At 60.3% G+C, this 25224-nt stretch carries 25 protein-coding genes and 1 pseudogene; 13 read left to right on the forward strand and 13 right to left on the reverse strand.

From position 1 onward, the window contains the following. The 3 genes and pseudogenes from AF337_RS42475 to AF337_RS21535 all read left to right on the forward strand — a co-directional run. Window positions 1–90 (forward strand): annotated as a pseudogene (locus tag AF337_RS42475) (ThuA domain-containing protein); the annotation flags it as partial. Window positions 91–99: 9 nt separating this feature from the next. After that, window positions 100–1143, forward strand: a complete 1044-nt coding sequence (locus AF337_RS21530; protein ID WP_049733722.1) for a Gfo/Idh/MocA family protein — start codon at window positions 100–102, stop codon at window positions 1141–1143. A gap of 39 nt (window positions 1144–1182) precedes the next feature. Continuing rightward, window positions 1183–1620, forward strand: a complete 438-nt coding sequence (locus AF337_RS21535; RefSeq protein WP_049733723.1) for an EamA family transporter — start codon at window positions 1183–1185, stop codon at window positions 1618–1620. 105 nt (window positions 1621–1725) lie between these two features. Here the strand turns inward: AF337_RS21535 and AF337_RS21540 are convergent, their stop codons facing one another. The 6 genes from AF337_RS21540 to AF337_RS21565 all read right to left on the reverse strand — a co-directional run bounded on the left by AF337_RS21540 (window position 1726) and on the right by AF337_RS21565 (window position 7942). Further along, the gene (locus tag AF337_RS21540) at window positions 1726–2121 is read right to left on the reverse strand and encodes a DUF1236 domain-containing protein (protein ID WP_003542187.1); all 396 of its coding nucleotides are present in this window, start codon (window positions 2119–2121) and stop codon (window positions 1726–1728) included. 132 nt (window positions 2122–2253) lie between these two features. Continuing rightward, window positions 2254–3363, reverse strand: coding sequence for an ABC transporter permease (locus AF337_RS21545; RefSeq protein ID WP_049733724.1), 1110 nt, complete (start codon window positions 3361–3363; stop codon window positions 2254–2256). A gap of 1 nt (window position 3364) precedes the next feature. Then, complete coding sequence (locus AF337_RS21550) at window positions 3365–4492, reverse strand: ABC transporter permease (RefSeq protein ID WP_049733725.1); 1128 nt, start codon at window positions 4490–4492, stop codon at window positions 3365–3367. Further along, window positions 4489–6237, reverse strand: a complete 1749-nt coding sequence (locus tag AF337_RS21555) for an ATP-binding cassette domain-containing protein (RefSeq protein ID WP_049733726.1) — start codon at window positions 6235–6237, stop codon at window positions 4489–4491. The genes AF337_RS21550 and AF337_RS21555 overlap by 4 nt, the downstream gene beginning before the upstream one ends. Continuing rightward, the gene (gene hlyD, locus AF337_RS21560; RefSeq protein ID WP_049733727.1) at window positions 6234–7241 is read right to left on the reverse strand and encodes a secretion protein HlyD; all 1008 of its coding nucleotides are present in this window, start codon (window positions 7239–7241) and stop codon (window positions 6234–6236) included. The genes AF337_RS21555 and hlyD overlap by 4 nt, the downstream gene beginning before the upstream one ends. Continuing rightward, window positions 7238–7942: a CerR family C-terminal domain-containing protein gene (locus AF337_RS21565; protein WP_049733728.1), complete on the reverse strand. Its 705-nt coding sequence runs from the start codon at window positions 7940–7942 to the stop codon at window positions 7238–7240. Before AF337_RS21565 ends, hlyD begins: the two co-directional genes overlap by 4 nt. A 71-nt stretch (window positions 7943–8013) precedes the next feature. Here AF337_RS21565 and AF337_RS21570 point away from each other — a divergent pair, with 71 nt between their 5' ends. Both AF337_RS21570 and AF337_RS21575 read left to right on the forward strand, forming a co-directional pair. Next, window positions 8014–8283 carry a hypothetical protein gene (locus tag AF337_RS21570; RefSeq protein WP_049733729.1) on the forward strand — a complete coding sequence of 90 codons (270 nt, stop codon included), beginning with the start codon at window positions 8014–8016 and terminating at the stop codon, window positions 8281–8283. A gap of 249 nt (window positions 8284–8532) precedes the next feature. Beyond that, window positions 8533–8847 carry a hypothetical protein gene (locus AF337_RS21575; RefSeq protein ID WP_049733730.1) on the forward strand — a complete coding sequence of 105 codons (315 nt, stop codon included), beginning with the start codon at window positions 8533–8535 and terminating at the stop codon, window positions 8845–8847. Between the two features lie 45 nt (window positions 8848–8892). Here the strand turns inward: AF337_RS21575 and AF337_RS21580 are convergent, their stop codons facing one another. After that, the gene (locus tag AF337_RS21580) at window positions 8893–9909 is read right to left on the reverse strand and encodes an NAD-dependent epimerase (protein WP_049733731.1); all 1017 of its coding nucleotides are present in this window, start codon (window positions 9907–9909) and stop codon (window positions 8893–8895) included. 281 nt (window positions 9910–10190) lie between these two features. Between AF337_RS21580 and AF337_RS21585 the strand changes: the two genes are divergently transcribed. Continuing rightward, complete coding sequence (locus AF337_RS21585; protein WP_049733732.1) at window positions 10191–11147, forward strand: endonuclease/exonuclease/phosphatase family protein; 957 nt, start codon at window positions 10191–10193, stop codon at window positions 11145–11147. A gap of 14 nt (window positions 11148–11161) precedes the next feature. Here AF337_RS21585 and AF337_RS21590 read toward each other — a convergent pair whose 3' ends face one another. The 3 genes from AF337_RS21590 to AF337_RS21600 form a co-directional block, all read right to left on the reverse strand. Continuing rightward, window positions 11162–11467 (reverse strand): hypothetical protein, encoded by a 306-nt coding sequence (locus AF337_RS21590; protein WP_049733733.1) that lies wholly within the window; start codon window positions 11465–11467, stop codon window positions 11162–11164. Window positions 11468–11596: 129 nt separating this feature from the next. Beyond that, on the reverse strand, window positions 11597–13024 hold the full coding sequence (locus AF337_RS21595) for a mannose-1-phosphate guanylyltransferase/mannose-6-phosphate isomerase (RefSeq protein WP_049733734.1): 1428 nt from the start codon (window positions 13022–13024) through the stop codon (window positions 11597–11599). Window positions 13025–13061: 37 nt separating this feature from the next. Further along, entirely contained in the window at window positions 13062–14486 is a 1425-nt protein-coding gene (locus AF337_RS21600; protein ID WP_049733735.1) for a phosphomannomutase, read from the reverse strand. 235 nt (window positions 14487–14721) lie between these two features. Between AF337_RS21600 and ung the strand changes: the two genes are divergently transcribed. From ung to AF337_RS21615, 3 genes are all read left to right on the forward strand, one after another. Beyond that, entirely contained in the window at window positions 14722–15429 is a 708-nt protein-coding gene (gene ung / locus AF337_RS21605; RefSeq protein ID WP_049733736.1) for a uracil-DNA glycosylase, read from the forward strand. 130 nt (window positions 15430–15559) lie between these two features. Beyond that, window positions 15560–16492: a VOC family protein gene (locus AF337_RS21610; protein ID WP_049733737.1), complete on the forward strand. Its 933-nt coding sequence runs from the start codon at window positions 15560–15562 to the stop codon at window positions 16490–16492. Between the two features lie 11 nt (window positions 16493–16503). Continuing rightward, window positions 16504–17109 carry an alpha/beta hydrolase gene (locus AF337_RS21615; RefSeq protein WP_049733738.1) on the forward strand — a complete coding sequence of 202 codons (606 nt, stop codon included), beginning with the start codon at window positions 16504–16506 and terminating at the stop codon, window positions 17107–17109. Between the two features lie 81 nt (window positions 17110–17190). Here the strand turns inward: AF337_RS21615 and AF337_RS21620 are convergent, their stop codons facing one another. Continuing rightward, window positions 17191–17442, reverse strand: a complete 252-nt coding sequence (locus tag AF337_RS21620) for a KTSC domain-containing protein (protein ID WP_049733739.1) — start codon at window positions 17440–17442, stop codon at window positions 17191–17193. Between the two features lie 530 nt (window positions 17443–17972). Between AF337_RS21620 and AF337_RS21625 the strand changes: the two genes are divergently transcribed. Then, window positions 17973–18767, forward strand: a complete 795-nt coding sequence (locus AF337_RS21625) for a metallophosphoesterase (protein WP_049733740.1) — start codon at window positions 17973–17975, stop codon at window positions 18765–18767. 222 nt (window positions 18768–18989) lie between these two features. On the opposite strand, the gene AF337_RS21630 is transcribed toward AF337_RS21625, so the two are convergent. Next, a complete protein-coding gene (locus AF337_RS21630) occupies window positions 18990–20318 on the reverse strand; it encodes a UDP-glucose dehydrogenase family protein (RefSeq protein WP_049733741.1) in 1329 nt (442 codons plus the stop codon). A 268-nt stretch (window positions 20319–20586) separates the two neighbouring features. Continuing rightward, window positions 20587–21186, reverse strand: coding sequence for a transglutaminase-like cysteine peptidase (locus tag AF337_RS21635; RefSeq protein WP_049733742.1), 600 nt, complete (start codon window positions 21184–21186; stop codon window positions 20587–20589). Window positions 21187–21491: 305 nt separating this feature from the next. On the opposite strand from AF337_RS21635, the gene AF337_RS21640 reads away from it, so the two are divergent. From AF337_RS21640 to AF337_RS21650, 3 genes are all read left to right on the forward strand, one after another. Further along, a complete protein-coding gene (locus AF337_RS21640) occupies window positions 21492–22916 on the forward strand; it encodes an O-antigen ligase family protein (protein ID WP_049733743.1) in 1425 nt (474 codons plus the stop codon). Between the two features lie 286 nt (window positions 22917–23202). After that, entirely contained in the window at window positions 23203–24414 is a 1212-nt protein-coding gene (locus AF337_RS21645; protein WP_049733744.1) for a polysaccharide biosynthesis/export family protein, read from the forward strand. A 79-nt stretch (window positions 24415–24493) separates the two neighbouring features. Further along, a complete protein-coding gene (locus tag AF337_RS21650) occupies window positions 24494–25201 on the forward strand; it encodes a hypothetical protein (RefSeq protein WP_049733804.1) in 708 nt (235 codons plus the stop codon). The last annotated feature ends 23 nt before the right edge of the window (window positions 25202–25224 follow it).

Raw genomic sequence — 25224 nt, forward strand, 5'->3', positions numbered from 1 at the left:
GCCCCAAATGTGCCGGTAGAAAAGGCCCTGGAGCCGATCGTCGAACGCGGCCCGAAACTGCACCAGGCCGGCGAAGCCGGTTACCGCTGAGGAACATCCATGCGACTACTCGTTCTTGGCACGGGCGTGATGGCGAAAAACCAGCTCGCCCGCTTTTCCCTCATCGACGGCGTGACGGTGGTCGGCGCCGTCGACACCGATCCCGAGCGGCTTTCGGCCTTCGCCGACAAGTTCAACATCGAAAAGCGGTTTCTTTCGCTGGAGGAGGCGATCGCCTGGGGTGAATTCGACGCGGCGACGAACGTCACGCCCGACCGCATTCATCACCCGACGACCATGGCGCTGATTGCCGCGGGCAAACATGTGTTCTGCGAAAAGCCGCTGGCGGAGAACTATGCGAAGGCGCTGGAGATGACGGAGGCGGCCGAAAAGGCCGGCGTCATCAACATGGTAAACCTGACCTATCGCAATGTCGCGCCGTTGCAGCGCGCCCGCGAGATGGTGCTCGCTGGCGAGCTTGGCACGATCAGGCATGTGGAAGCCTCCTATCTTCAGAGCTGGCTGGTGTCGCGTGCCTGGGGCGATTGGCGAACGGAATCGACCTGGCTGTGGCGGCTTTCCACCGGCCATGGCTCGAACGGCGTGCTCGGCGACGTCGGCATCCATATCCTCGATTTTGCTGCCTATGGCGCGGCGACCGACATCGACCATGTCTTTGCCCGGCTGAAGACCTTCAACAAGGCGCCGGGCGGACAGATCGGCGAATATCTGCTCGATGCCAATGACAGCTTCACCATGTCCGTCGATTTCGCCAATGGCGCACTCGGCGTCATCCATGCCAGCCGCTGGGCGACAGGGCATCTCAACGAGTTGAAGCTGCGCATCTATGGCGAGAGGGGCAGCCTCGAGGTCATCCATCGTCCCAGCGGTTCCGAGTTGCATGGCTGCCTCGGCGAGGGTGTCGAAACCGCCACCTGGACGCAGATCGAGGTTGAACCGGTGGCGACCAATTACGAGCGTTTTGCGGAGGCCGTGGCAAGCGGCGTCCAGCCAGACCCTAACTTCCGCCACGCCGCCAACCTGCAGAAGGTGCTGGACCTCGCCATTGTGACCGAGCGCGAGCGGCGCGAACTGAAGGTCTGATCTGCCGTGGGATGATGTAACGGGGCAAGGACAAGCCGTATGAAAAGCCTTCTGACAAGCTGGCCGCTTTGGGCGCTTCTTTCCGCTGGCTTTGCAGCGGTCACGGCGATTTTCGCCAAGGTCGGCGTCGAGAACGTCAACTCCGACTTCGCGACCTTCATCCGCACCATTGTCATCCTGCTGGCGGCGGCGATGATGGTCTCCATATCGGGAAGCTGGCAGGAGCCGTCTTCCGTGTCGAGCAGGAGCTGGCTCTTCCTGGTGTTCTCCGGCCTTGCCACCGGCGCATCCTGGATTTGTTATTTCCGTGCTCTGAAGCTTGGCGATGCTGCCCGTGTCGCCCCGATCGACAAGCTATCCGTCGTCTTCGTGGCTGTCTTTGCGGTGCTGTTTCTCGGCGAGCGCTTGACGCTTCCGAACTGGCTCGGCGTCGTTCTGATTGCGGGAGGCGCCGTGCTCGTCGCTTACAGGGCATGAACCAGTGACAAGCATAGTCTTCGTAAACACGGGAAAAAAGACCCCGCCGAAGCGGGGCCGGAGGTTGCCGAGCCGCAGCAGGCGGCACCGGCGATATGAGTGTTCTTATTCGATGACCTGCACCACGCGATGGGTGCGGGGTTCGACGATCACATGTTGATTGTTGATGACCGTATAGGCGTATTTCGGATTATCGGGCACCGGTGTGACGACAACATCGGCCGGAAGCGGCTTGCCGACGACGATCGGCTCCTGGACGACCACCGAGGCGGTCGGGGCCGGCTGCTGCTGGACATAGGTGACGACCTCGCGCGGCGGCGGATCGACAACGGCGCCGGCGACACCGCCGGCCACGCCGCCAATGGCGGCACCCACGGGGCCACCGACGATGGCGCCGGTGATCGCGCCGCCGGCTGCGCCAGTCACGGCGCCATCAGCGAGGGCATTGGTTGCAAGTGACGACAGCGCAAGGGCGCTGGAGACAAGTAGAATCTTGTACATTTTGCTTCTCCTTTGCTGGGGTTGCGTTTGGGTAACGACCACGCCAATCCGAGGTTCCGGCAGGAGAGAGTCACGCTTTGGAAGGCCGGTTCACATTCTGTGAGGGGGGCGAAGCCATCCGCCGCGGTTGGATTATTCCAGTCGCCGGCGGAAGAGCCAGGCGGCGGCGCTGAGTGTGACGGCGGCGATCAACGCCAGCGGGATCGTCTGGTGGACCACCTCGCTCACGGGGATATCCTTGAGGAAAACGCCTTTGACGATCACCAGGAAATAACGCAGCGGGTTGATGAAGGTTATCGGCTGGAGCCAGCCCGGCATGTTCTCGATCGGCGTCGCAAAGCCCGAAAGCAGCATGGCCGGGACCATGAACAGGAAGGCGCCGAGGATCGCCTGCTGCTGCGTCATCGACAGCGCCGAAATGAAGAGGCCGAGGCCGGCGACCGAACCGAGATAGAAGATCGCGCTGCCGTAAAGCAGGAAGAGCGAGCCGCGCAGCGGCACCTCGAACAGAAAGACGGCGGCGAGGATATAGACGGTGATGTGGAAGAGGCCGATCATCATCGGCGGGATCAGCTTGCCGATCAGGATTTCGTGCAGGCGCAGCGGTGAGACCATCAGCTGGTCGAAGGTGCCGAGCTCGCGCTCGCGGGCGATCGACAGAGCCGTGACGATCAGGCCGATCAAAAGTGCGATGCTGGCGATCAGGTTCGGCACCATGAACCATTGGTAGGTGAGGTTCGGGTTGAACCAGTTGCGCGGCACGGATGAGACGATGCCGGCGCCGGCGCGTTTGCCCGCCGGTGTTTCGGCGGCAAGGGCACCGCCGATCTGCGAGAGGTAGCCGGCGACGATCTGCGAGGCGTTGGAGCGGCGGCCGTCGAGCACCACCTGGAGATCAACAGGTGTTCCCGCCTCGATGTTGCGCGAAAAATCCGGACCGATCTCGACGGCGGCGATCACGGTCTGGTTGTCGATCGCCACCCGGACTTCGCTCTGATCGGCGGCGAATTCGATGTTGCGGAAGGTCGGCGACCCGTCGATGCGCTCGATCAGCTCCTGGCCCCAGTGACCGCTGTCGCGGTTGAGGATCATGACGTCGACATTGCGGACTTCCAATGTCGCGGCATAGGAAAAGACGAGAAGCTGGACGATCGGCGGGCCGATCAGGATGGCGCGGCCCTTGGGGTCGCGCAGCACGGCGAGCAGTTCCTTGACGATGAGGGCGTAGAGCCTTGTCCACATCTCAGCCGATCCTCTTCCGGGTGCTGCGGGCCGCAAGCACGAACATGACGGCGCCGATCGCCAGCATCACGGCGATTGCCTTTCCGAACATCGGCCAGATATCGCCGGCAAGGAAGACTGTCTGCAGGCTGGGGATGAGGTACCGCGCCGGCACGATGAAGGTGATCCACTGGATGACAGCAGGCATGGAATTGATCTCGAACAGGAAGCCCGAGAGCAGGAAGGCCGGCAGGAAGGCCGATATTAGCGCCAGCTGCGAGGCGAGGAACTGGTTCTTCGTTGCCGTCGAGATCAGCAGGCCCTGACCGAGCGCCGGGATCAGGAAGGCGGCCGAAAGCGCGTAAAGGGCGGCGACCGAGCCGCGGAACGGCACGCCGAAAAGAAAGACCGCCAGCAGCACGCAGAGCGTCATCGAGGTGAGGCCGAGCAGGAAATAGGGCAGGATCTTGCCGGTGAGCAGTTCGACCGCCGTCACCGGCGTCGCCATCATCGCCTCCATAGTGCCGCGCTCCCATTCGCGGGCGACGACGAGCGAGGTCAACAGCGTGCCGACCAGCGTCATGACGATGGCGATCGAGCCGGGCACGAGAAAATTGCGGCTGGTCAGCTCCGGATTGAACCAGAAGCGCTGCTCGACCGCGATGGCGGGAGCGTGGGAGGCCACGTCGGCCTGGCGCTGCTGCTCCCAGTTGGCGACGGCGCCCTGGGCATAATTCTGGACGAAATTGGCGGTGTTCGGGTCGGAACCGTCGACGATCACCTGAATGGCGGGATGGTTGTCTGCGGTGTAGCGTGTGGTGAAATCGGCCGGGATGATGACGATGCCGCGCACATTGCCGAGCACGAGATCTTCCTCGAACAGGCGCCGGTCGCGGCCCATCGCGACATCGAAATAGCGCGAGGCCTGGAAGCTGGCCGACAGGTCCTGTGTCAGCGGCGTCAGCTCCTCGGTCACGAGGCCGATGCGGGTGCGGGTGGTATCGAGTGAGACGCCGTAACCGAAGAGAAAGAGTAGGATCAGCGGCAGCACGAAGGCGATGAGGATGCTGCTCGGATCGCGGATCGCCTGAAAACTTTCCTTGCGCACGAGAGCAAAAAGACGCCGCAGCCGGCCGGAAGAGGCGCTCATGCGGCGTCCTCCGCTTCCGATTGCTGCACCAGGGCGATGAAGGCGTCCTCCATCGTCGGATCCGGCTGCTCGTTGGTCGCGACGCGGGCCTTTAACTCATCGGGCGAGCCAAGCGCGATCGAACGGCCGCGATAGATCAGCGAGATGCGGTCGCAATATTCCGCCTCGTCCATGAAATGGGTGGTGACGAGCACGGTGACGCCTTTTTCGACAAGCGCGTTGATATGCGTCCAGAACTCGCGCCTTGTGATCGGATCGACACCCGAGGTCGGTTCGTCCAGGAAGAGGGCGCGCGGCTCATGCATGACGGCGCAGGCAAGCGCCAGGCGCTGCTTCAGGCCAAGCGGCAGGTCCTTGGCGGGCTCGCGGGCGTGGCGGCCGAAATCGAAAATGCCGGCCATCAGCGCGATGCGCTCGCGCTTGCGCTGCCCGCGAAGACCGTAGACGCCGGCGAAGAATTCGAGGTTCTGCATGACGGTGAGATCACCGTAAAGCGAGAATTTCTGCGCCATGTAGCCGAGCTGGTTGCGGGCTTCAGCGGCATCTCGGCGAAGATCGAAACCGGCGACGCGGCCTTCGCCGCCGGTCGGCTTCAGCAGGCCGCAGAGCATCTTGAAGGTGGTGGACTTGCCGGCACCGTTCGGGCCGAGCAGGCCGAAGATCTCGCCGCGGCGGATATCGAAGCTGATATCCTCGGCGGCAGTGAAATCGCCGAAGCGCTTGGTCAGGCCCTTGGCCTCGATCACCGGCCGGTCGCCCTCGGCCTTCAGCGGATCTTGCGCTTCGGCAAGCCTGGAGCGGCCGCCGGGGCCGCCGCCCAGCATGTCGACAAAGGCATCCTCGAAGCGGGGCGGGGCGGGGGCGAGCGTTGCCCCGTCGCCGGCCTTGCCGATATCGGGTTTTTTGTCCTTGGCCGCCACCAGGCGGATCGCTTCGCCCTGGATCACGCCGTCGATGACGCCATCGGCCTGCAGGAGCTCGGCAAGCACCTGCCGGCGGCGCCCGCTGACATCGGACACCCTGAAGACCCGGTCGTTGACGCGCTCGGTCAGCTCAGCGGGTTTTCCCGAGAAGAGCAGTTTTCCCTGGTTCAGCAGCAGCACGTGGTCGCAGGCTTCCGCCTCGTCGAGATAGGCGGTCGACCAGAGCACGCCGATGCCTTCCTTCGTCAGGTTCTCTACCATTTTCCAGAGGTCGCGGCGCGAGATCGGATCGACGCCGACGCCGGGCTCGTCGAGCAGCAGCAGGCGTGGTTTTTTGAGAAGCGCGCAGGCAAGGCCGAGCTTCTGCTTCATGCCGCCGGAGAGTTTCCCGGCGAGCCGGCCGGTGAAGCGTTTGAGGTCGGTGAAGGTCAGCAGTTCGTCGAAGGCGCTGGCGCGTTCGCTTTTCGGCAGGCCGCGCAGATCGGCGTAGAGATCGAGGTTTTCCTGCACCGAGAGGTCCTCATAGAGACCGAAGCGCTGCGGCATGTAGCCGATCGCCGCCTGGATGCCGGCGGCGTTCTTGCTGGTGTCGAAGCCGAGAACCTCTACTGTCCCCGTGTCGGGCAGCATCAGGCCGGTCATCAGCCGGATCAGCGTCGTCTTGCCTGCGCCGTCAGGGCCGACTAGGCCGGTGATCGCACCGCCGCCGATGACGCCGGAGACGGCGTCGAGGGCGGGAGGCGCATCGCCGAAGCGCTTGGTGACGCCGTCGATCCGGACGAGCGGCTTGTCGTCCCAATCTTTCTGAGGGGCGGCGGTCATCGTCCGTCTGCCGCGGGCGCCGGAAGACGCACGGTGACCGGCATGCCCTGGCGCAGATCCGGGCCGGGCTTGTCGATGACGATCCTCAGGCGATAGACGAGATCGGTCCGGAGCTCCGGCGTCTCCACCGATTTCGGGGTGAATTCGGCGACCGGCGAGATGAAGCCGATCGTGCCGTCATAGGGTTTGTCGGGCGCCGTATCGGAGGTGACGGAAACCTTCATGCCGGGATGGATGCGGCCGAGATCGGGTTCGGCAACATAGCTGCGCACCCAGACGGGTTCGGTCAGCGACAGCACGAAGACGGTATCGGCCGGCGAGACGATCGCGCCGTTCTCCCGCACCCGCGAGAGGATGATACCGTCGTTCGGAGCGCGCAGCTCCGTGTCGGCGAGCGAGGTGCGGGCCGAGGCGAGCGTCGCCTCAGCCGCCTTCAGCTGGGCGTCGGCTGCGGCGATATCCTCGACGCGGGAACCTTCCTGCAGCAGCTTCAGCGCCTCGTTGGCGGACTGCGAGCGGGCGGCGGCCATCGCCTTTGCGGCGGTCGCCTGGTCGAGCGTCGCTTCGGAAATAGTGCCTTGCGGGCGCAGCTGGCGGGCGCGGTCATAGGCGAGGTTGGCATTTCCGAGATCGGCGAGGCTTTCGTCATAAGCGGCGCGCGCCTGGGCGATCTCAGTCGGGCGAGGGCCTGCCTTCAGCTTGTCGAGGGTTGCCCGAAGGGCGGCGGCGTTAGCCTCGCCGGAGCGAACGGCGAATTCATAGGGTGCGGCGTCGAGCTTCGCCAGCACCATTCCGCTTTTGATCACGTCGCCTTCGTCGACGCGGAGTTCGGAGAGGCGGCCGCTGACGCGGAAACCGAGCGAGACCTGGCGGATATCGACATTGCCGTAGAGGGCGAATTCGCGGCGGGCCTCGGGCAGCCAGCCGAGCTTTTCGGGCAGGCCGTACCACCAGGCGGCGCCCGCGACGACGAGAAGGAGAGCGATGGGAAGGATGCGTTTCATGCTGCACCTCCCTTCGACGGGCCGAGCACATCGACCAGTTCGGCGGCAAGGCCGCGTAAGATTTCCACCTGTTCCGGGCCGACGGCCTCCCATTCCATCTGGGCAAGCACGGCCGCGTGGGTGACGCGAAAGACGAGGATGCTGCCGATAAGGTTGAAGGTGCGCAGGCGCACATGTTCGGAGGCGGGATCTTCACGCAAGATGGCGCCGATCAGCCGCCGGCCCATCTCGATCATCGGCCGCATGATGCCCTGATAAACCCTTGCGAAGGCTTCGGTCGGCTCCATCTGCTCGCGGACCAGGAAGCGCGCCCAGGATTCGGATTCCTTGCCGACGAAAAGCGTCACCATGGTCTGGAGAATTTCCGTGAGGAAGAGACGGGCTTCGCTTTCGCCGAGTGTTTCGCCGGCAGCGTCGAGCGCCATGAGATGCGTGCCGATACGCGCCCGCATGTCGCCGACATGCGTATCGATGCGGGCCATCAGATATTCGGCGGTGGCGATGTAAAGGCCTTCCTTGCTGCCGAAATAATAGGGGATCGCCTGCAGGTTGACGCCGGCTGCTTCGGTCAGCTGACGTGTCGAGGCGCCGTCAAAGCCGTAGCGTCCGAAGACGTCGAGGGCGGCGGCCAACATCTTCTGCCGCGCGGCCTCGGCCCGGGCGGATGCTGGCGGGGTTTGAGTGTCGCTTTCCTGGTTCATGAGAGTTTTATAACGCTGATCGCAAAATAAGTCAATCGATTGATATATTTTGCTGAGAAGCGGCCCGAACTGTGGAGCTTTTCACCAGGCGGGCAATCGCGCCGGCCAAAAAAATCCGCCGATTTTTTCTATTTTTGCGCTCATTTTTCGACACAAAACGGCCTTGCTCTTTCCGTATTGTCGATGCGATGCGTATCCAAATTTATATTATCGCGCTGCTGTTGAGCGCCATCATGTGGTCGATCTCGTTCGATGCGGCGCGTGAATCCTATCATGCCGCGCAAAGTGCGGGATTGATGCCGAACCTGCATATCAACAAGAAGCTGGATCGCGTTCTTTAGATTGCGGTCGTCAGCATCGCGCCGATCTCGCCTCGGCGAGTTCGGAGCCGGGGAAGCGTTTTCCCGTGTGTCCCGCGACGAGCGGGAGAGAAAGCCGAATTCCTTAAAATTTGACCGATCGGCTTAAAAGCCCTGCAAATACTGCTGTGTAGAGTGGTCTCATGAAAGCGATCGAAGCGTGGACAGACGCGTCGATCGTTTGGAGACGGGCGAAGCAAAGCCCGCCGATCCGCAAACGGGGACTTCGACATGCACAAAATTCTTGCCGCCATCGCTCTCACTCTGACCATCACCGGCGCTGCCGGGCCGGCGCTCGCCATCGGTCCCGCCAGCCTTGGCCGCGACCTGATGTATACCTCCGCCATCGGCCATTCGCCCGAGATTCCGTTGACGACACGCGCCGGTTTCGTGCGCCCCGGCGTTCCTTTCGTCCTTCGCAGCCCTGCTCAAATCGAGGGCGAGGGTTATCAGCTCAAGGCCTATTCGCCGAAACTGACCGTTGTCGTCGACTATGTGTTTTGGAAGGCGGTCGACGCGGTTGAAGCGGTGACGTTTCTGCGCTGATATTCCTGGTCACAGGAGGCAATTTGGGTCGGCACTCGAGGTAAGCTAGGCGCCGAGTTCGCCACGGACATCGAGATACCAGTCGACGAAGGCTTTGACGCCGACATCCAAACTCGTGTCCGGCTTGTAACCCGTCAGCGCTACGAGCAGATCGGGCGCCGCGAAGGTGCGCGGCACGTCACCCTTCTGCATCGCCAGCATCTTGCGGATGGCAGGACGGCCGAGCGCCTTTTCCACCGTTTCGACGAAATCCATCAGGCTGACCGGCTGGCCGCCGCCAATATTGACGACCCGAAAGGGCGCCTGGCGCGAAAGCGTTTCGATGGCCGCATTGCCCAGACGGTTGTCCTCGCCAGGGGCGATTGCCGACAGCCTGACGATCCCCTCAACGAGATCGTCGATATAGGTGAAGTCACGGCTCATATTGCCTTCGCCGTAGATTTCGATCGGCTGGTCTTCGAGCATGTTCTTGGTGAATTTGAACAGCGCCATGTCGGGCCGGCCCCACGGGCCATAAACGGTGAAGAAGCGAAAGGCCGTGGTCGGGATCTTGTGCAGATGGGCATAACTATGCGCCATCAGTTCCATCGATTTCTTCGTCGCGGCATAGATGGTCAGCGGCTCGTCGGCGCGATCGGTCTCGTGAAAGGGAACGGTCGCATTGGCGCCGTAGATCGAGGACGTCGAGGCCAGCATCAGGTGACGGATTTCGACGCGCCGCGCGATTTCCATGATGTTCCACGAGCCTTCGACGTTCGATCGAAGATAGGCCTCGGGATTTTCCAGGCTGTAACGCACACCGGCCTGGGCGGCGAGGTGGATCAGGATGTCGGGCTTGGCCGCGACCACAGCTGTCTCCAACGCTTCGCGATCCTCGAGCATAGCGATGACCGGTTTGAAGGCTGGGAATTGGGAGAGTGCCGCATGGCGCATCTCCTTGAGCTTGACGTTGTAATAGGGAGTGAGGCCGTCGAAGCCGGTGACCTCGTGCCCTTCCTGCAGCAGGCGCCTGGCCAGATGAAAACCGATAAAGCCGGCAGTCCCGGTAATGAAGTAGCGCATTCCAACCTTCTTTCGGCTCGCTGCCCACGGCAAAAGCCGATTCCGTATCGCGTGACCCCCCTTACAAGATAAGAAGAGGCCGAGTCGATAGATCTTTGAAAGAGAAGGCGGCCGCCGCCATGGCGGCGGTCGCCGGCATATTTGCGCCTTGCCCGGCCGGATGAGGGCGGGCCGTCGATATCGTCCGAAAGCCAGCCGCGGCCATCGGCTATTATGCTGCGTTGCAACATATCAGCCTGCATGTTATGGCCGGCGGGTCGTCTGCAAGCAGGTCAGGATCGATGAGAGAGATAATTTATTGGATTCTCTGCGCGTTTCTGACCGTCGCCATCGCGATCGTGTCCTTGCGCTATGTCACGAACTTCTGGCTTTTGTCCTTTCTCTACAGCTTCCAGGTTCACTTCGGCGTCCTCTTTGTTGCTGCCAGCCTGATCATTCTGGCTGTCAGGCGACAGATCTACGGCTTCGTTCTTCTGTTTGTCTCGCTTGTTCTCGTCGCTCACGGCGTCGTTATGCTGCGGGAGTTTTCCGAGGACGACAGAGGCACGGACAGACCGGCGCTTTTTCGCCTGATGTCGTTCAACATGGCGATCGACAACTGGAAAAACTCGACTGCCATCACCGACATGGTGATCGCGTCGAATGCCGATGTCGTCAATTTGCTTGAAGCCAAGCCGCTGACCTTCCATCTGCAGCAATTGTTCAAGGCCTATCCCTATCATATCGGTTGCGACACCGGGAAGGATACCTGCGATACGCTGGTGCTGTCCAAACGCCCGTTCGTCAACCGGCAGGTCGCAAGCATGGGCAGTCTGCGAAAAAACAGGCTGGTTATATCGAGCGTCGACTTCGGCGGCGAAACCATCAATCTGGTTTCGGCGCATCTGACCAAACCGTACTTCGACGATTTCCAGATGGCTGAACTGGAAGATCTCGCCAAAGCGCTTGGTTCGATCGACGGCCCTCTGGTGCTGTCAGGTGATTTCAACTCTTCGTCGATCGCCCCGAGCATCCAGGCTTTCCTGCGTAAGCAGGGACTGAAGACGATCGCGCCCGAACCGGCGACATGGCCGATCGGTGCCGGCTCATTGGGGATCGCCATCGACCATATATTTGCGCGCGCGCCGCTTCATCTGACATCGCTGAGGCGTCTCGATGACAATCTTGGCTCGAACCATTCCGGTCTGATCGCCGAATTCGTTCTCGACAGGGACGGTGAAACTGCACCGGCAAAGTAAGCTGCCGGGCAAAGTCAAAATCTCGTCCTGCCGCCTTTCTTGTCGATCATCTGAAATTTCTCGCCGTCGGTCTTCACGCTGACGCAGTCGGTCGACTTGTTGGGAAACCGGACGCACACCTGGCCATTGGTTATCTTGTAGCCATTCCTGTTGCCCTGGCGATATTCGTAACCGTTGCTGCTTTCTTTCAGTTCCGACGTGCCCGGCAGATGCTCGCGGATTTCTGCCTCGCTTGCGGTTCGCATCTTTCCGGTTTCGGCAAACGCCATTCCCGGTGCCATGATCGCAAGAAATCCGGCGAGGGCGGGCAAGATACGCATCAAGGGATCTCCGGTCATGTCTTTCGGTACATCCATTCTACGAGAATTCCGATAGCGAGTTCAACAGCGATAGCGGTCGCGCCGGAAAAGGCGGCCTATTGTTCGGGGCCGGCCAGTCCGGCGGCGACGTTACGTTCTTCCGAACTCATCGACGATGCGGATGATGTCGTCCTCGCCGAGATAGGAGCCCGTCTGCACCTCGATGAGCTCGAGGACGATCTTGCCGGGATTGGCGAGACGATGGACTTCGCCGAGCGGAATATAGACGCTTTCGTTCTCGCGCAGCATTCGCACGGTCTCGCCGACCGTCACCTCGGCCGTTCCCTTGACGACGACCCAGTGTTCGGAGCGATGGTGGTGTTTCTGCAGCGAAAGCTTCTTACCCGGGGTCACGAAGATGCGCTTCACCTGGAAACGATCGCCGTTGAAGATCGAGGTATAGCCGCCCCAGGGCCGATAGGAGGTGGGGTGGGTTTCGGTGAATTTCGCCGTCGCCGAAGAAGAGGCCAGCATCTTGACCAATTGCCCGACATTCTGGCTGTCTTTGAGCGGTCCGACATAGACGGCGTCCTCACTGGCGATGACGGCGACATCCTCCATGCCCTGGACGGCAAGATGCACGCCATGGGTCATGACCAGCGAGTTGCGGGTATTGACGACGGTCGTGTTTGCGGCGGCGACATTGCCGTTGTCGTCGCGGCTGCCTGATTTCCAGACGGCATCCCAGCTTCCCATATCCGACCATTTGAACGGCGAGGGGACGACGGCGGCCTTGGAGGTCTTTTCCATGATCGCGTAGTCGATGGAGATATCGGGGCTCTTGGCGAAATGATCGGCGTCGAGGCGGGTAAAGTCGAGGTCGCGGCTTGCCTTGGAAACGGCCTTGCTCGCCGCCTTCAGCACATCGGGCGCATATTCCTGCAGTTCGGCGATGAGCTCCGCCACCGGGAACATGAAGATGCCGGAGTTCCAGTAGAAGCCGCCGTCGGCGAGCATTTTCTCGGCCTTTTCCAATGCCGGCTTTTCCACAAAACGGCTGACCTTGTGGGCGCCGTTTTCGAGCGCATCGCCGATTTCGATATAGCCGTAACCGGTTGCCGGCTCGGTGGGCGTGATACCGAAAGTGACGAGCTTGCCATCGGCTGCGGCATTCCGGGCGATGCGGATGCAATCGAAATAGCTCGTGTCGGCGAGGATCTCGTGATCCGAGGCGAGCATCTGGATGATGGTGTCCTTGCCGAAAAGCTCGGAAGCAAGGGTGGCGGCGGCGGCCACCGCTGCGGCGGTGTTGCGGGCGACCGGCTCGAGCAGCACGGCGGCGAGCGGGACAGCCAGCGCGCGGGCCTGCTCGGCGACCAGGAAGCGAAATTCCTCATTGGTGACGACGATCGGCGCTTCATAGAGCTCCGGGTTGGAAACGCGTTCGAGTGTATCCTGAAACAGCGTCTTGTTGCCGACGAACTGGATGAACTGTTTCGGGGCGGTGGCACGGGAAAGCGGCCAGAGCCGCGTGCCTTTGCCGCCGGCCATGATCACGGGAACGATTTTCTGCGTCATAGGCGGGTTCCTTGAAAAAAGCTTGTTCGTGGCATGTTTAGCGGGCGTTTGCCCAGTCCGTTATTCGGGTGAGGCCTGTCTTCAGCAGATCCAGGGCTGCGGTTTCGCTCCCGGCTTCGACATAGCAGCGCATTTCCGGCGCATTGCCCGACGGGCGGAAATGAATGATCCTGCCGTCTTTCAGCGTTACGCGAAGTCCGTCGATATCGGATTTCGCCGCCACCTCGCCGACCGGCTGCAGGAAAGCGGCAAGGTTTTCATTGGAGGCGCGCAGATGCTCCATCAGCGCCGCACTCGTCTCCACCGGAAAATTCTCCAGGCGATCGGCAGCGGCAAAGGGCAGATGATAGGAGGCGGCAACGGCCGAAAGCGGCTGCCTGCGAACGGCGGCGAGCGACAGGATCGCAAGCATCGGGAGAAAACAATCGCGCGTCGGCAAGGCGCGCACGGATTCGCCGTTGATATCGAAAGGGGTTGCCGTCAGCAGCCCGCCATTGGCCTCAAAGCCCATGACATGATCTTTGCCGGCCGCCACGGCCTCTTCCATGGCTGCGATAACGAAGGGCGAGCCGACGCGGGTGCGCCTGACGGCGAAAGACCCTGCGGCCTCGATGCCGGAATTGGAGGTAACCGGTGTGACCACCGTGTCGGCGCCGAGAAAATTGGCTGCGACAAGGCCGAGAAGGTCGCCGCGCAGCGGCGTGCCGGTTTCGTCTGCGACCAGCGGGCGGTCGCCGTCGCCATCGGTCGAGACGATCGCGTCGAACTTATGCTCGGACACCCAGCGCTTCATCAGCGCGACCGTCTCGTCGGAAACGGCTTCTGTGTCGACCGGAATGAAACTCTCCGAACGGCCGAGAGCGATGATCTCGGCGCCATAATGGGCGAGAACCTCAACCAGCAGGTCGCGGGCGACGGTGCTGTGCTGGTAGACGCCGATCTTCAGGCCGGATAGCGCCCCCTGCGGCAGCAGGGCGGCATTGCGCTGGAAAAAGAACTGCCGGCAGATCGCCTGATGATCTTCGGTCTGGGCCGGCGCCTCTGCAACCGGCTCGCCTGTTCGTTCGATCTCGGCCGCCCACGCGGTGATCTCAGCCTCGTCCGATTTGTCGATCTCGCCGTCCGGGCGATAGAACTTGATGCCGTTGCGGTCTGCCGGAATATGCGAGCCCGTCACCATCAGGCACGCAGCGTTGCTCTTAAGGCCATAAAGGGCAAGGGCGGGTGTCGGGACATTGCCGCAGTCCAATACCCGGAAGCCGAGCGCGACGAGCGCGCCGGCGCAATTTCCCGAGATGTCGGGGCTCGAATCGCGAAAATCGCGGCCGATTAGAATGGCATCGCCGATCTGTGCCTTGCCGGTCCGCAGCAGATATTTGCCGAACGCCGTCGCATAAAGCGCAGAGGCGCGTCCCTTGAGATCCACTGAAAGTCCGCGAAGGCCACTCGTGCCGAATTTCATTTGAAGACATGTCCCCGGTTTATCATCAAGGTTCTACTCAGGCCGCCTGCCGGCGTAAATACCGAAGCCGTCATATAGTTAAACACGGACGACGGTGTCTCGGAAGCCGCTCGCAATCCTCTCCCGCCCATCCCAAAGGCGTAAACCCATTGCCGAGGCGGCAGGCATTGCAGCGTAGATCGATTTTGTTAGAACCGTGTGTCCGTTGTTTCTTCATATGCGAAGGGTTTGCTCGATGAGCGATACATCAATCAGTCTCGACGAGAGCTGGAAAGCCGCCTTGGCGGCGGAGTTCTCAAGCCCCTATATGCAGCAGCTTAAATCCTTTCTAGTCGCGCAGAAGCAGATCGGTAAGCGGATTTTCCCTCGGGGCAGCGAATATTTCCGCGCCCTCGACTTGACGCCGATCACCAGCGTCAAGGTCGTCATACTCGGCCAGGACCCCTATCACGGGCTGGGGCAGGCCCATGGGCTGTGCTTCAGCGTCCGGCCGGGCGTGCGCATTCCGCCCTCCCTCGTCAATATCTACAAGGAGATGCAGACGGATCTCGGCATAGCGCCGGCGCGTCACGGTTTTCTCGAACATTGGGCAAGACAAGGCGTGCTGCTGCTGAACAGTGTGCTGACTGTCGAGGAAGGGCAGGCGGCTGCGCATCAGGGCAAGGGGTGGGAGCGCTTCACCGACGCCGTCATCCGCAAAGTCAACGACGAGTGCGAATCCGTCGTCTTCATGCTCTGGGGCTCTTATGCCCAACGCAAGGCGGCCTTTGTCGATACGACACGGCATCTCGTGCTCAGGGCGCCGCATCCCTCGCCGCTTTCGGCCCATAACGGATTTTTCGGCTGCGGGCATTTTTCGAAGGCGAATGATTTCCTGCAGTCGCGCGGGCGAACTCCGATCGACTGGCAATTGCCGGTGGTTCCCGAAGAGGTCAAAGTGTGAACGTCATCTGGCCTTCGTTCACTAAAGGAAGACAATGCGTTTTGATCTGGGGGTCTGTTCCCATGGAGTTTCAGCGCGCATCTTAGCCTCATCGAAAGCCTGCGAACTGCGGGCAAGAAAGGGGTCTCACATGCTCGATCAGATCAAGGGTCTGCACCACGTCACGTCGATGGCGGAGGACGCCCGAACCAACAATCAGTTCTTCACCCATGCGCTTGGCCTGCGCCGCGTCAAGAAGACGGTGAACTTCGACGCGCCTGATGTCTATCACCTCTATTATGGTGACGAGACCGGTGTGCCCGGCACTGTCATGACCTATTTCCCGTTCCCGAAGATGGCGCAGGGCCGTCCCGGCACCGGGGAGGTCGGCACGACGGTGTTTTCCGTTCCGCAAGGCTCGCTCGGCTTCTGGGGCGATCGGTTCAGCGGGTTGAATATCGGCGGGCTGAAGGCCGAGGAAAGTTTCGGCGAGAAGCGCCTGAATTTTTCCGGCCCCGACGGTGACGGCTTTGCGCTCGTCGAGGTTAAGGACGATGCCCGCCAGGCCTGGACGCATGGCGGCATCAGCGAGGACCACGCCATTCGCGGCTTCCATTCCGTCGCTATGCGCCTGCGGGATGAAGGCGCTACCGGCGAACTCCTGAAGTTCATGGGTTACGAGGTCGCCGAAGAACGGGACGGCGTCAAGCGGCTGATCAAGCCTGACGGCAACGGCGCGCATCTCATCGATCTCGAGACCATGCCGAACATTGCCCGCGCGCTTCCCGGCGCCGGCTCCGTCCACCACGTCGCCTTCGCCGTCGAAAACCGCGAGAAGCAGCTCGAAGTGCGCAAGGCGCTGATGGACACCGGCTATCAGGTGACGCCGGTGATCGACCGCGACTACTTCTGGGCGATCTACTTCCGCACGCCGGGCGGCGTGCTGTTCGAGGTCGCGACCAATGAGCCGGGCTTCAACCGCGACGAGGATACAGCCCATCTCGGTGAAGCCCTGAAGCTGCCGCAGCAGCACGCCCATCTTCGCGCACTGCTCGAGCAGCACCTGCAGCCGCTCGACGCGTAGGGAGAGGCGATATGACCGAAGCTGGATATGTGCACCGGCTGTATGCCGGTGCATCCGATAAACCCATCCTGCTGGTGCTGCACGGCACCGGCGGCGACGAGAACCAGTTCTTCGATTTCGGCCGGCGCCTGCTGCCCGAAGCGACGGTTCTGTCGCCACGCGGCGACGTTTCCGAACATGGCGCGGCGCGGTTCTTCCGGCGCACCGGGGAGGGGATCTACGACATGGCCGACCTCTCACGGGCGACGGAGAAGATGGCCGCCTATGTCAAGGCATTGGCCGACAAGCACCAGGCTTCCCAAATTCTCGGCCTGGGTTTTTCGAATGGTGCAAACATTCTTGCCAATGTGCTGATCGAGAAGGGCATCTTCGATGCCGCTGTTCTGATGCACCCGCTCATTCCGTTTCAGCCTGAAGCCCAGGCCACTCTGGCGGGGAGAAAGGTGCTGGTGACGGCTGGGCAGCGGGATCCGATCGCTCCCGTCCCGGTGACCGAGGCGCTGTCGGAGCATCTGAAGGATCGCGGCGCCGATGTCAGGACGGTCTGGCATCCCGGCGGCCATGAGATTGCGCCGCTCGAGATCGATGCAGTTCGCGACTTCTTCAGTGGCTATTGATGGAATGTGCCGCCGGTCGGTGGCGCCGATTTGCGGAGCCGGTGAATGCCGGTCCCGCATTTCGGCTGGAATGATGGATCGTTAGGGGCGGGGAGGATATTTGCCCCTGATTGCCGTCATATAAAAATTCCCCGGGGATTCCGCCATCGTCAAGCCGACGACGACGCCCTTGGGGACACCTTCATATTCCCGCCTTTGACCGTTTGTCAGATAGACCCGTAGATGCCGGCTGTCTTCGTCGTAGGTGATCGCCTCGATAAGTTTCGAATCAACCGCAGTTTCCACTTTGCACCCCGCAGTTTTGGATCTGAGATTTCCAGTGAGGAATGTCATTCACGCTCGCAATGCGCCATCATCATGCGCCGCTGCAGTAGCGTCAAGCACGATAAGCTTAAGCGTTCATTTTTTTCTCTTGGCTCTCGCTATAGTTGATTTATGCAGCTTTTCGGGAGGTGCCGCCTGTGGAAACCTGATGGCCGCAAATTCTCCAGCTCGCAGAACTGGCGACTGACACAGCCGCTGAGCGAACGAATAATACGGTTTAACGCCGAATTAACCCTCATCTACCAGAATACAGCGCAATATTAACCGTGATGCGCTTCCGAATGACCGAATACAAATCGCCGTTTCTCGCAAACGTAATTTCACCGTCGCGGGAACGTTGCATGAAAAATTCCATGCACGTGACGCGGCGAGGATCAGGTGATTCGATGCCAAGCTGCAGTGTGAGCCGGAGGCCGGTTACAATTTCGATGAGGCCGTGATCAGGCCAACTTCTTTTTGAACACTGCGGCTCATGCCCATGCAGGGATGGGCGGAAATGGAGCTTGTCCGACTGCCTCACGGGCTGTCGGATCTCATAAATGGGTTACATGTTTAACTATCTCGGGCCGTGGCGACAACAGATTCCGATACTGGCCGGTAACCGCAAAGGACGCGCTCGGCTGACGTTTGCCGAAGGCGACTTCGCTGCGGTCTATGCAATGAGCGATGTACACGGATGTTACAATGAACTCGTCGAGGCGCATCGTCGCATCGAGGAGGATGCCGCGCGCATTCCGGGGCCGAAACTTATCGTCATGCTCGGCGATTATGTCGACCGCGGGCCCGATTCGAGCGCGGTGCTGGAGTTCCTCAGCAAGAGTCCGCCGGCGGGATTTCAGCGTTTCGCTCTCTGCGGCAATCACGACGCGGAACTGGTGAAGCTCTACCGCAAACCGGCGCACATTCTTGAATGGCTCGGTTTTGCCGGGACGGAGACGTTGCACTCATACGGTATCGATATCGAGCATCTGCTGCAGTCTGCGGCTGGAAGCGAAATGATTGCCCGCGTCATTCGCAACATGATCCCCGAGCGGCATATCCAATTCCTGGAATCGCTGCCGATCATGCTGCGGATGGGGAGGGTGGTCTTTGTCCATGCCGGCATCAAACCGGGCATCGACCTCAAGAAGCAGAAGGACAGCGACCTGATGTGGATCCGCCAACCCTTCCTGGATGAAGGGCCGCAGCTTCCTGTCCTCGTGATCCACGGGCATACCCCGGCGCGAACCCCGACATTCGGCCCGCAACGGATCGGAATCGACACCGCGGTTTCGGCGACGGGCCGGCTCACCGTTCTGACGATAAAAGGAACGCGGGTCGGGCTCCTCAATTAAATCTCAAGGCGCGATGCCGCCCGAAACCATTCAGGCTTTTCGGCGAGGTGCGCTAAAGCGCGTCGCATCAAATTTGATTCATGCAACGCGCTTTAGCTCATTGTTTTGATGCATGTCGTTATCCCGGAACCGCGGCACACTTCCGGGCGACATGCATCAAAACCAAACGCCGCGGAATTTTGCTCCGCGGCGTCGGGACGATTATCGGTTCACCACAACCTGTCAGGCGTTTGTCGATTCCTGATAGAGATTGGTGCCGATGCCGGTATAGGTAAAGCCGTGTTTGCGGACCTCGTCGCTGCGGTAAATATTGCGCAGGTCGACCAGGACCGGGGCGCGCATCGACTGCTTCAGGCGATTGAAATCGAGCGCGCGGAACTGGTTCCATTCGGTGACGATGACAAGCGCATCCGCACCAGCGGCCGCTTCATAGGGACCGCTCGCATATTCGATATTCTCGATCACCTTGCGGGCATTCTCCATGCCCTCGGGATCGTAGCCGACCACCAGGGCGCCGGCGTCCTGCAGGGTCTGGATGACCGCAATCGCCGGGCTGTCACGCATGTCGTCGGTGTTCGGCTTGAAGGTCAGGCCGAGAATCGCGATCTTCTTGCCGCGAATGTCGCCGCCGACGGCCGAGATGACTTTACGTCCCATCGCCCGCTTGCGGTTGTCGTTGATCGAGATCGTCGTCTCGATAAGCCGAATCGGCGCGTCGTAATCCTGCGCCGTCTTGGCGAGGGCAAGCGTATCCTTGGGGAAGCACGAACCGCCGTAACCCGGACCGGCATGCAGGAACTTGGCGCCGATACGGCCATCGAGACCGATGCCGCGCGAAACGTCCTGGACGTTTGCATCAACGCGTTCGCAAAGATCGGCGATCTCGTTGATGAAGGTGATCTTCATCGCGAGGAATGCATTGGCAGCATATTTGATCAATTCCGAGGTGCGGCGGGTGGTGAAGACCAAGGGGGCCTGGTTGAGGTAAAGCGGGCGGTAGACCTCGGTCATGGCTTCGCGTGCCCGATCGTCATTCAGGCCGACGACGATACGGTCGGGACGCTTGAAATCTTCGATCGCCGCGCCTTCGCGCAGGAACTCCGGATTGGAAACGACGGCGACATCCGCCGCAGGATTGGTTTCACGCATGATGCGCTCGACTTCGTCGCCGGTGCCGACCGGCACCGTCGACTTGGTGACGATCACGGTGAAGCCTTCCACATAGGTGGCAATCTCGCGCGCCGCGGCGTAGACATAGGAGAGATCCGCGTGGCCGTCGCCGCGCCGGGACGGCGTGCCGACCGCAATGAACACGACGTCGGCGCTACGGACGCTTTCGCCGACATCCGTCGAAAACGACAACCGGCCGGTGCTGGTATTTTCGGCGACCAATTGTTCCAGACCCGGCTCGTAGATCGGAATGCGGCCTTCGCGAAGGGCTTCGATCTTGCTCAGGTCCTTGTCTACGCAGATGACGTCATGGCCGAAATCCGCAAAGCAAACGCCTGAAACGAGGCCGACATAGCCTGATCCAATCATCGTGATGCGCATAATTCCCTCAAATCATTAGAGTAGGACATCATGCTGCGTCGCAGCATGGCGTCCGTCATACTTAATCTGGGCGAAAAGACAATATCGAAGATCGCTTGATACCCATACCGGAAATCGAACTTGGGGCGCCGCAACTCTCTGACGGCGGCCCTGTCGATAGCAAAAACATAGGTTTGTGTGAGCGATATGACAAGTCGAGCCGTTCGTCAGAGCGGCTCGACCTGGATTTCTAAAGCGGTGCGTTCAGCTTATTTTGCGGCGCCCGCTGTCACAGCCGATACCAGACATAGGGGTCTGTTCCCGATTGAATCTTGTCCCAGCGCAGATCGGTATCCCGCCAATTCTTGATGCTGCTTAGCCTGTTGTCGAGCACGAGGTCGCCCTTATCGGTCCTGACCACCAGGACGGCATGCCCTTCACCGGAGGGTGTATAGGCGGTCGCAATCCGCAAAGCGCGCGACGACCAGCCCATCGCGATCAGCCGGCTGCGCTTGGTGAGCGCGAAATCTTCGCAGTCGCCGCTGCGCACATTCACCTTCCAGACGTCGCCGTTCAATTCGTTGCGGGAATCGTTCCGGCCGATCATCGTACGATTGACGGTGCCGTTCACGTTTTTCAGCTGCAGCATTTGCTCGTCGGTGAGCGCGACGACCGAGAGACCGTTGTTGTCGCGGCATTCGGCCGGGTTCTGGGCGCAGAACAATACCTGCGCGAAGGGCGGAATGATCGTGCCTTTTTCAGAGATATAGCTGACCGCCGACCTGCCGTTCAGGCCGCGGGCGAAACCTGCGGGACCGGCGGCAAATGCCGAGCAGGCATTCCCTGCTGTAAAGGCCAGCGCCAGAAGTGTAACGAATGTCTTCTTCATCTGTTAAATCCCCGTTCAGGGCAACTGATTGAGATCAGGCTTGCCTTTTTTCTCAGTCAATGGCATGGCGATCTAGTGATCCGCCAAGTATTGGCTGCAGAACGTCTGTCCCGTTCCTGCTGCTTGACGGAGCATAGCCGGGGGCTTGTCTCGATTGGCTTAAGTCTTTCGCGACAATTTTAAACGATGTGAAATTCTGTTGCACTTTAACACGCAAGCCTTTGATATGCAACTTATGTTAGTACGTGCATATTAACCGCTCGGGTTGTAATTCTGCCGTTGCCGCTCGCCGGCGAAGAGATCGAATGTTATCCAACCTCATCAACAGGCAGGTTTTGCGAGAGGCCCTTCTCTTCGCCTTTATCGGCCTCGTTATACTGACGCTCATTCCGTTCGGAAGCGTCACGCCCTTTCCCTTCGCCTTTGCTGCGATCGGAATGTTTACCCTTGGCGCCATTTCGGCACTGCTGTTCGGAGAGCCGAGACAAAGCAGGCGGGTTTTCGGTATCGCCCTGTTGATGCTTGTCGTGGTGACGGGCTGGACGTTCATCCAGACCATTGAACTGCCGTCCAACTGGCTGGCAAACCCGGCCTGGAGTGCTGCGCGTGACCTGGCAGGTGTCGATTACGCGGCAATCTCGGTCGAGCCGGCCGACACGCTGGCGTCGATCCTCTCCGTGGCACTGCCCTTCGTTACGTTCCTGACCGGGCTTCTCTTATGCGATACCGATCAGCGTGCGAGGAAAGTGTTGGCCTTCCTCGGGCTGTCGGCGGGTATCATCGCTGTGTTCGGTCTGCTGCAGTTTTCACTGTTTCCCAGCATCTTGATCGTCGTGGAGAAGCACGCCTACCTCGACAGCCTGACCGGAGTCTTCGTCAATCGCAATACCGCGGCGACCTTCCTCGGGCTTGGAACGCTGCTGATGCTGACCCTGGTCAGAGACATCGTCCGTTCCTATTCGAAGCATCCGCCCGGCGAGCCGGGCCGAAACACTCTTCTGTTGAAGTCGTGGATGTATATCCTGCTCTTGTGCGCATGCTTCACCGCGCTGATGCTGACCCGCTCACGCGCCGGCATATTCGCGACCTTTATTGCCGCTCTCATTTATTTCCCGTGGCTGGTCATGAATTGGAGCGGCTCGCGGCGCTATCTGAAACCGGCGCCGGGATGGCGTTCGATGCTGAAACTCCTCTCGGCGATCGTTTTCGTCGTCGTGCTGCTGACGGTGTTTGCAGGTCAGGCGATTTTGCGCGCACAAGAGCGGCGGCTCGAGGATGATGATCGGTTCTGCATCCTGCCGGGCATTTGGCGTGCCATTTCGGATCATTGGTTGACCGGGACCGGCCTCGGAACCTTCCGGACCGTATTTCCTGCCTATCGCGATCCTGCCTGTGGAATTTTCGGGATCTTCGACCGGGCGCATAATTTCTATCTCGAAGGATTTTTGGGTCTCGGAATATTATTCCCGATTGCCGCGATCCTGGTCTTCTCTGTCCTTGCCAAGGTGTTTCGGCAGGGGTTCGCCCAAAGGCGGCGTCTCAGGCATTTTGTGCTGCTTGGCTTGGCGGCAACGGTTCTGGTCGCCCTTCATGCGGCCGTCGATTTCTCGCTGCAAATACCGGGTTTTGCTGTGTTTTATTCCGCCTTCCTCAGTGCGGTCGTCGCGATAAGCCTTGGGCGCAGCAACGGAGAGGCGGATGTGGCATATGAGCGGCCGCTCAGCCGCTAAAATTTAAACAGATGGTTTATGAAGGTTTTTGAAAAATAGCGATTGTGCAGGTGCGAACTGTTGACTCTGAAACGCAAGAAATTTTATAGCGGGTCTAGCCCTCGGGTTCTTACGGCGCCAGAAAAGTTAAACTGGGTCGTTATTCGCTTCCTCAGGGGCTTGGCGTTGCCAGCCTGCCACAGTTAGGGGAATGTTAATCGGCTTTCAGTGTTATTGATCGGGGTTTGTCTTGTATTTTGTCAGATTGCGGGGCAGTAGCTTCAGGGGCGTCAACACAGGTTATTCTATGGGTTGTTCTCGTATCGGTAGTACACGCGTCGCCATTGTTGTAGCGCTAACCACTATATTGGCAAGCTGCACATCGTTGCCAAGGTCCGGTCCCGATCACAAAGATGTCGATCGAGATGCGGCAGTGAAAGTGACAACGAAGGAGCGTCGCGTCGGCATCGACTACGCCCTGATTGATCTCAGCAAGAACGTTCTGCCCTATTTTACCTCTGCCCAGCCGACGTCCTTCAAAGGATTTGGCGGTGGTCGCGGAGGAGCCCCTGAAATTCCGCTTGGTTACGGCGATGTCGTTCAGGTTGCCATCTTCGAAGCGCAGTCCGGTGGGTTGTTCATTCCCTCGGACGCCGGCAGCCGGCCCGGCAATTACATCAATCTGCCGGAGCAGACCATCGATCGAAACGGAACGATTACGATCCCCTATGCCGGTCGCGTTCCGGCCGCCGGTCGCCTGAAGGAGACCGTGGAGCAGGACGTCGAAGATCGGCTGGCGAGCCGCGCGATCGAGCCGCAGGTGGTTATTACGACAACGAACAGCCGCTCCAGTCAGGTGGCCGTGCTCGGTGACGTCAACAATCCTCAGCGCGTCACGATCAGCCCGGCCGGTGAGCGTGTTCTCGATGTCATTTCCGCCGCCGGCGGTTTGACGACCAACAATATCGAAACGAATGTTACGCTGCAGCGTCGCGGCAAGACGGCAACCGTCGCCTACAATACGCTGTTGAAGAATCCGGCGGAGAATATCTATGTCGCGCCGAATGATACGGTCTCGATCGATCATGAGCGCCGCACCTATCTCACGCTCGGCGCCGCTGGCGTCAGCGGCCGCTTCGATTTCGAAGAATCCGACCTGACCCTAGGAGAAGCAATCGCCAAGGCGGGCGGTCTGCGCGACGACCGCGCCGATCCGGCTCAGGTCTTGCTCTATCGCTTGGTCCCGAAGAAAACGGTTCAGTCGATGAACGTCGACACGACGAGATTTGCGGGTGAGACGGTTCCAGTGATCGTCCGCGCGAATCTGCGCGATCCGGCGACCTTGTTTGCCGTTCAGCAATTCAAGATGGAAGACAAGGATATTATCTATATTTCCAATTCGGACTCTGTTGAATTGGTCAAGTTCCTTGACATCGTAAACTCGGTATCGTCCACTGTTGCCGGCGTGACCGACGATGCGAACGATACTCGCAACGCGGTCCAGGATCTCGGAAATTGATTGAAATAGGCGAGTCGGCATCGATCGCGAGTGATCAATGCCGGCGGTCTATATAGCGGATTTGATGAAGGACTATGTTATGGCAAGGTCAGCTGTTTATCGTAAGCTTGCATATAGCGGAATTGTCGTTGCGATGTTTGCCGGGATGAATTCAAGCGCTTTTGCGGCGGCTTGCCTGGGGCCGGCAAATCTTACTTCCGTCGATGTCAGCGGATTTACGGCCAACCCTGCCGTTCTGCTCGATATGTCCGATCCATTGATTTTGTCGTCGCGTGTTCGCGCCCTGGTCGGGACCAGCAATGACGCGCTGTCGCCGGTGATCGAGCAGGCCAAGAAGGCCAATGCCGCGCAGATGGCGGCTATCGGCTCCGGTCTTGGCCGGGCCGCAAACAGCTGCCAGGTATCGGATCCGCAATTCAAGCTGGCGATCGAAAAGGCCGTTGCCGACGCGGCGAGTGCCGATCCCAACCTTGCTCCGCTGCTTGCAGCCTTTGCAAAGGTCCTTGCCGAAGGTGGCACCGCGGCGCTCGGTCCGGGCGCAGGCGCTGCCGCTGCTGCATCCGGCATTGGCAACACGGGGTCGATCGGGCAGACAGGTCCTGGATCGGACGATGGTACGCCCTTTGACGGCGCGGCGACGACTGCCGGTTCGCTGGTTTCGAACGCCGGCGATGGAGATAGCTCGTCCTCGACCTCGACAAGGACATTCCTCACCGTCAATGGGGGAGGGCAGTCGTCCTCTGACACGACGGGATCCACCAGTCCGAGCACACCCGTCATACAATAGCTGGAATTGCCCGTAGATCTTAG

Source organism: Rhizobium ecuadorense (genome assembly GCF_001187535.1).
Taxonomy (GTDB): Bacteria; Pseudomonadota; Alphaproteobacteria; order Rhizobiales; family Rhizobiaceae; genus Rhizobium; species Rhizobium ecuadorense.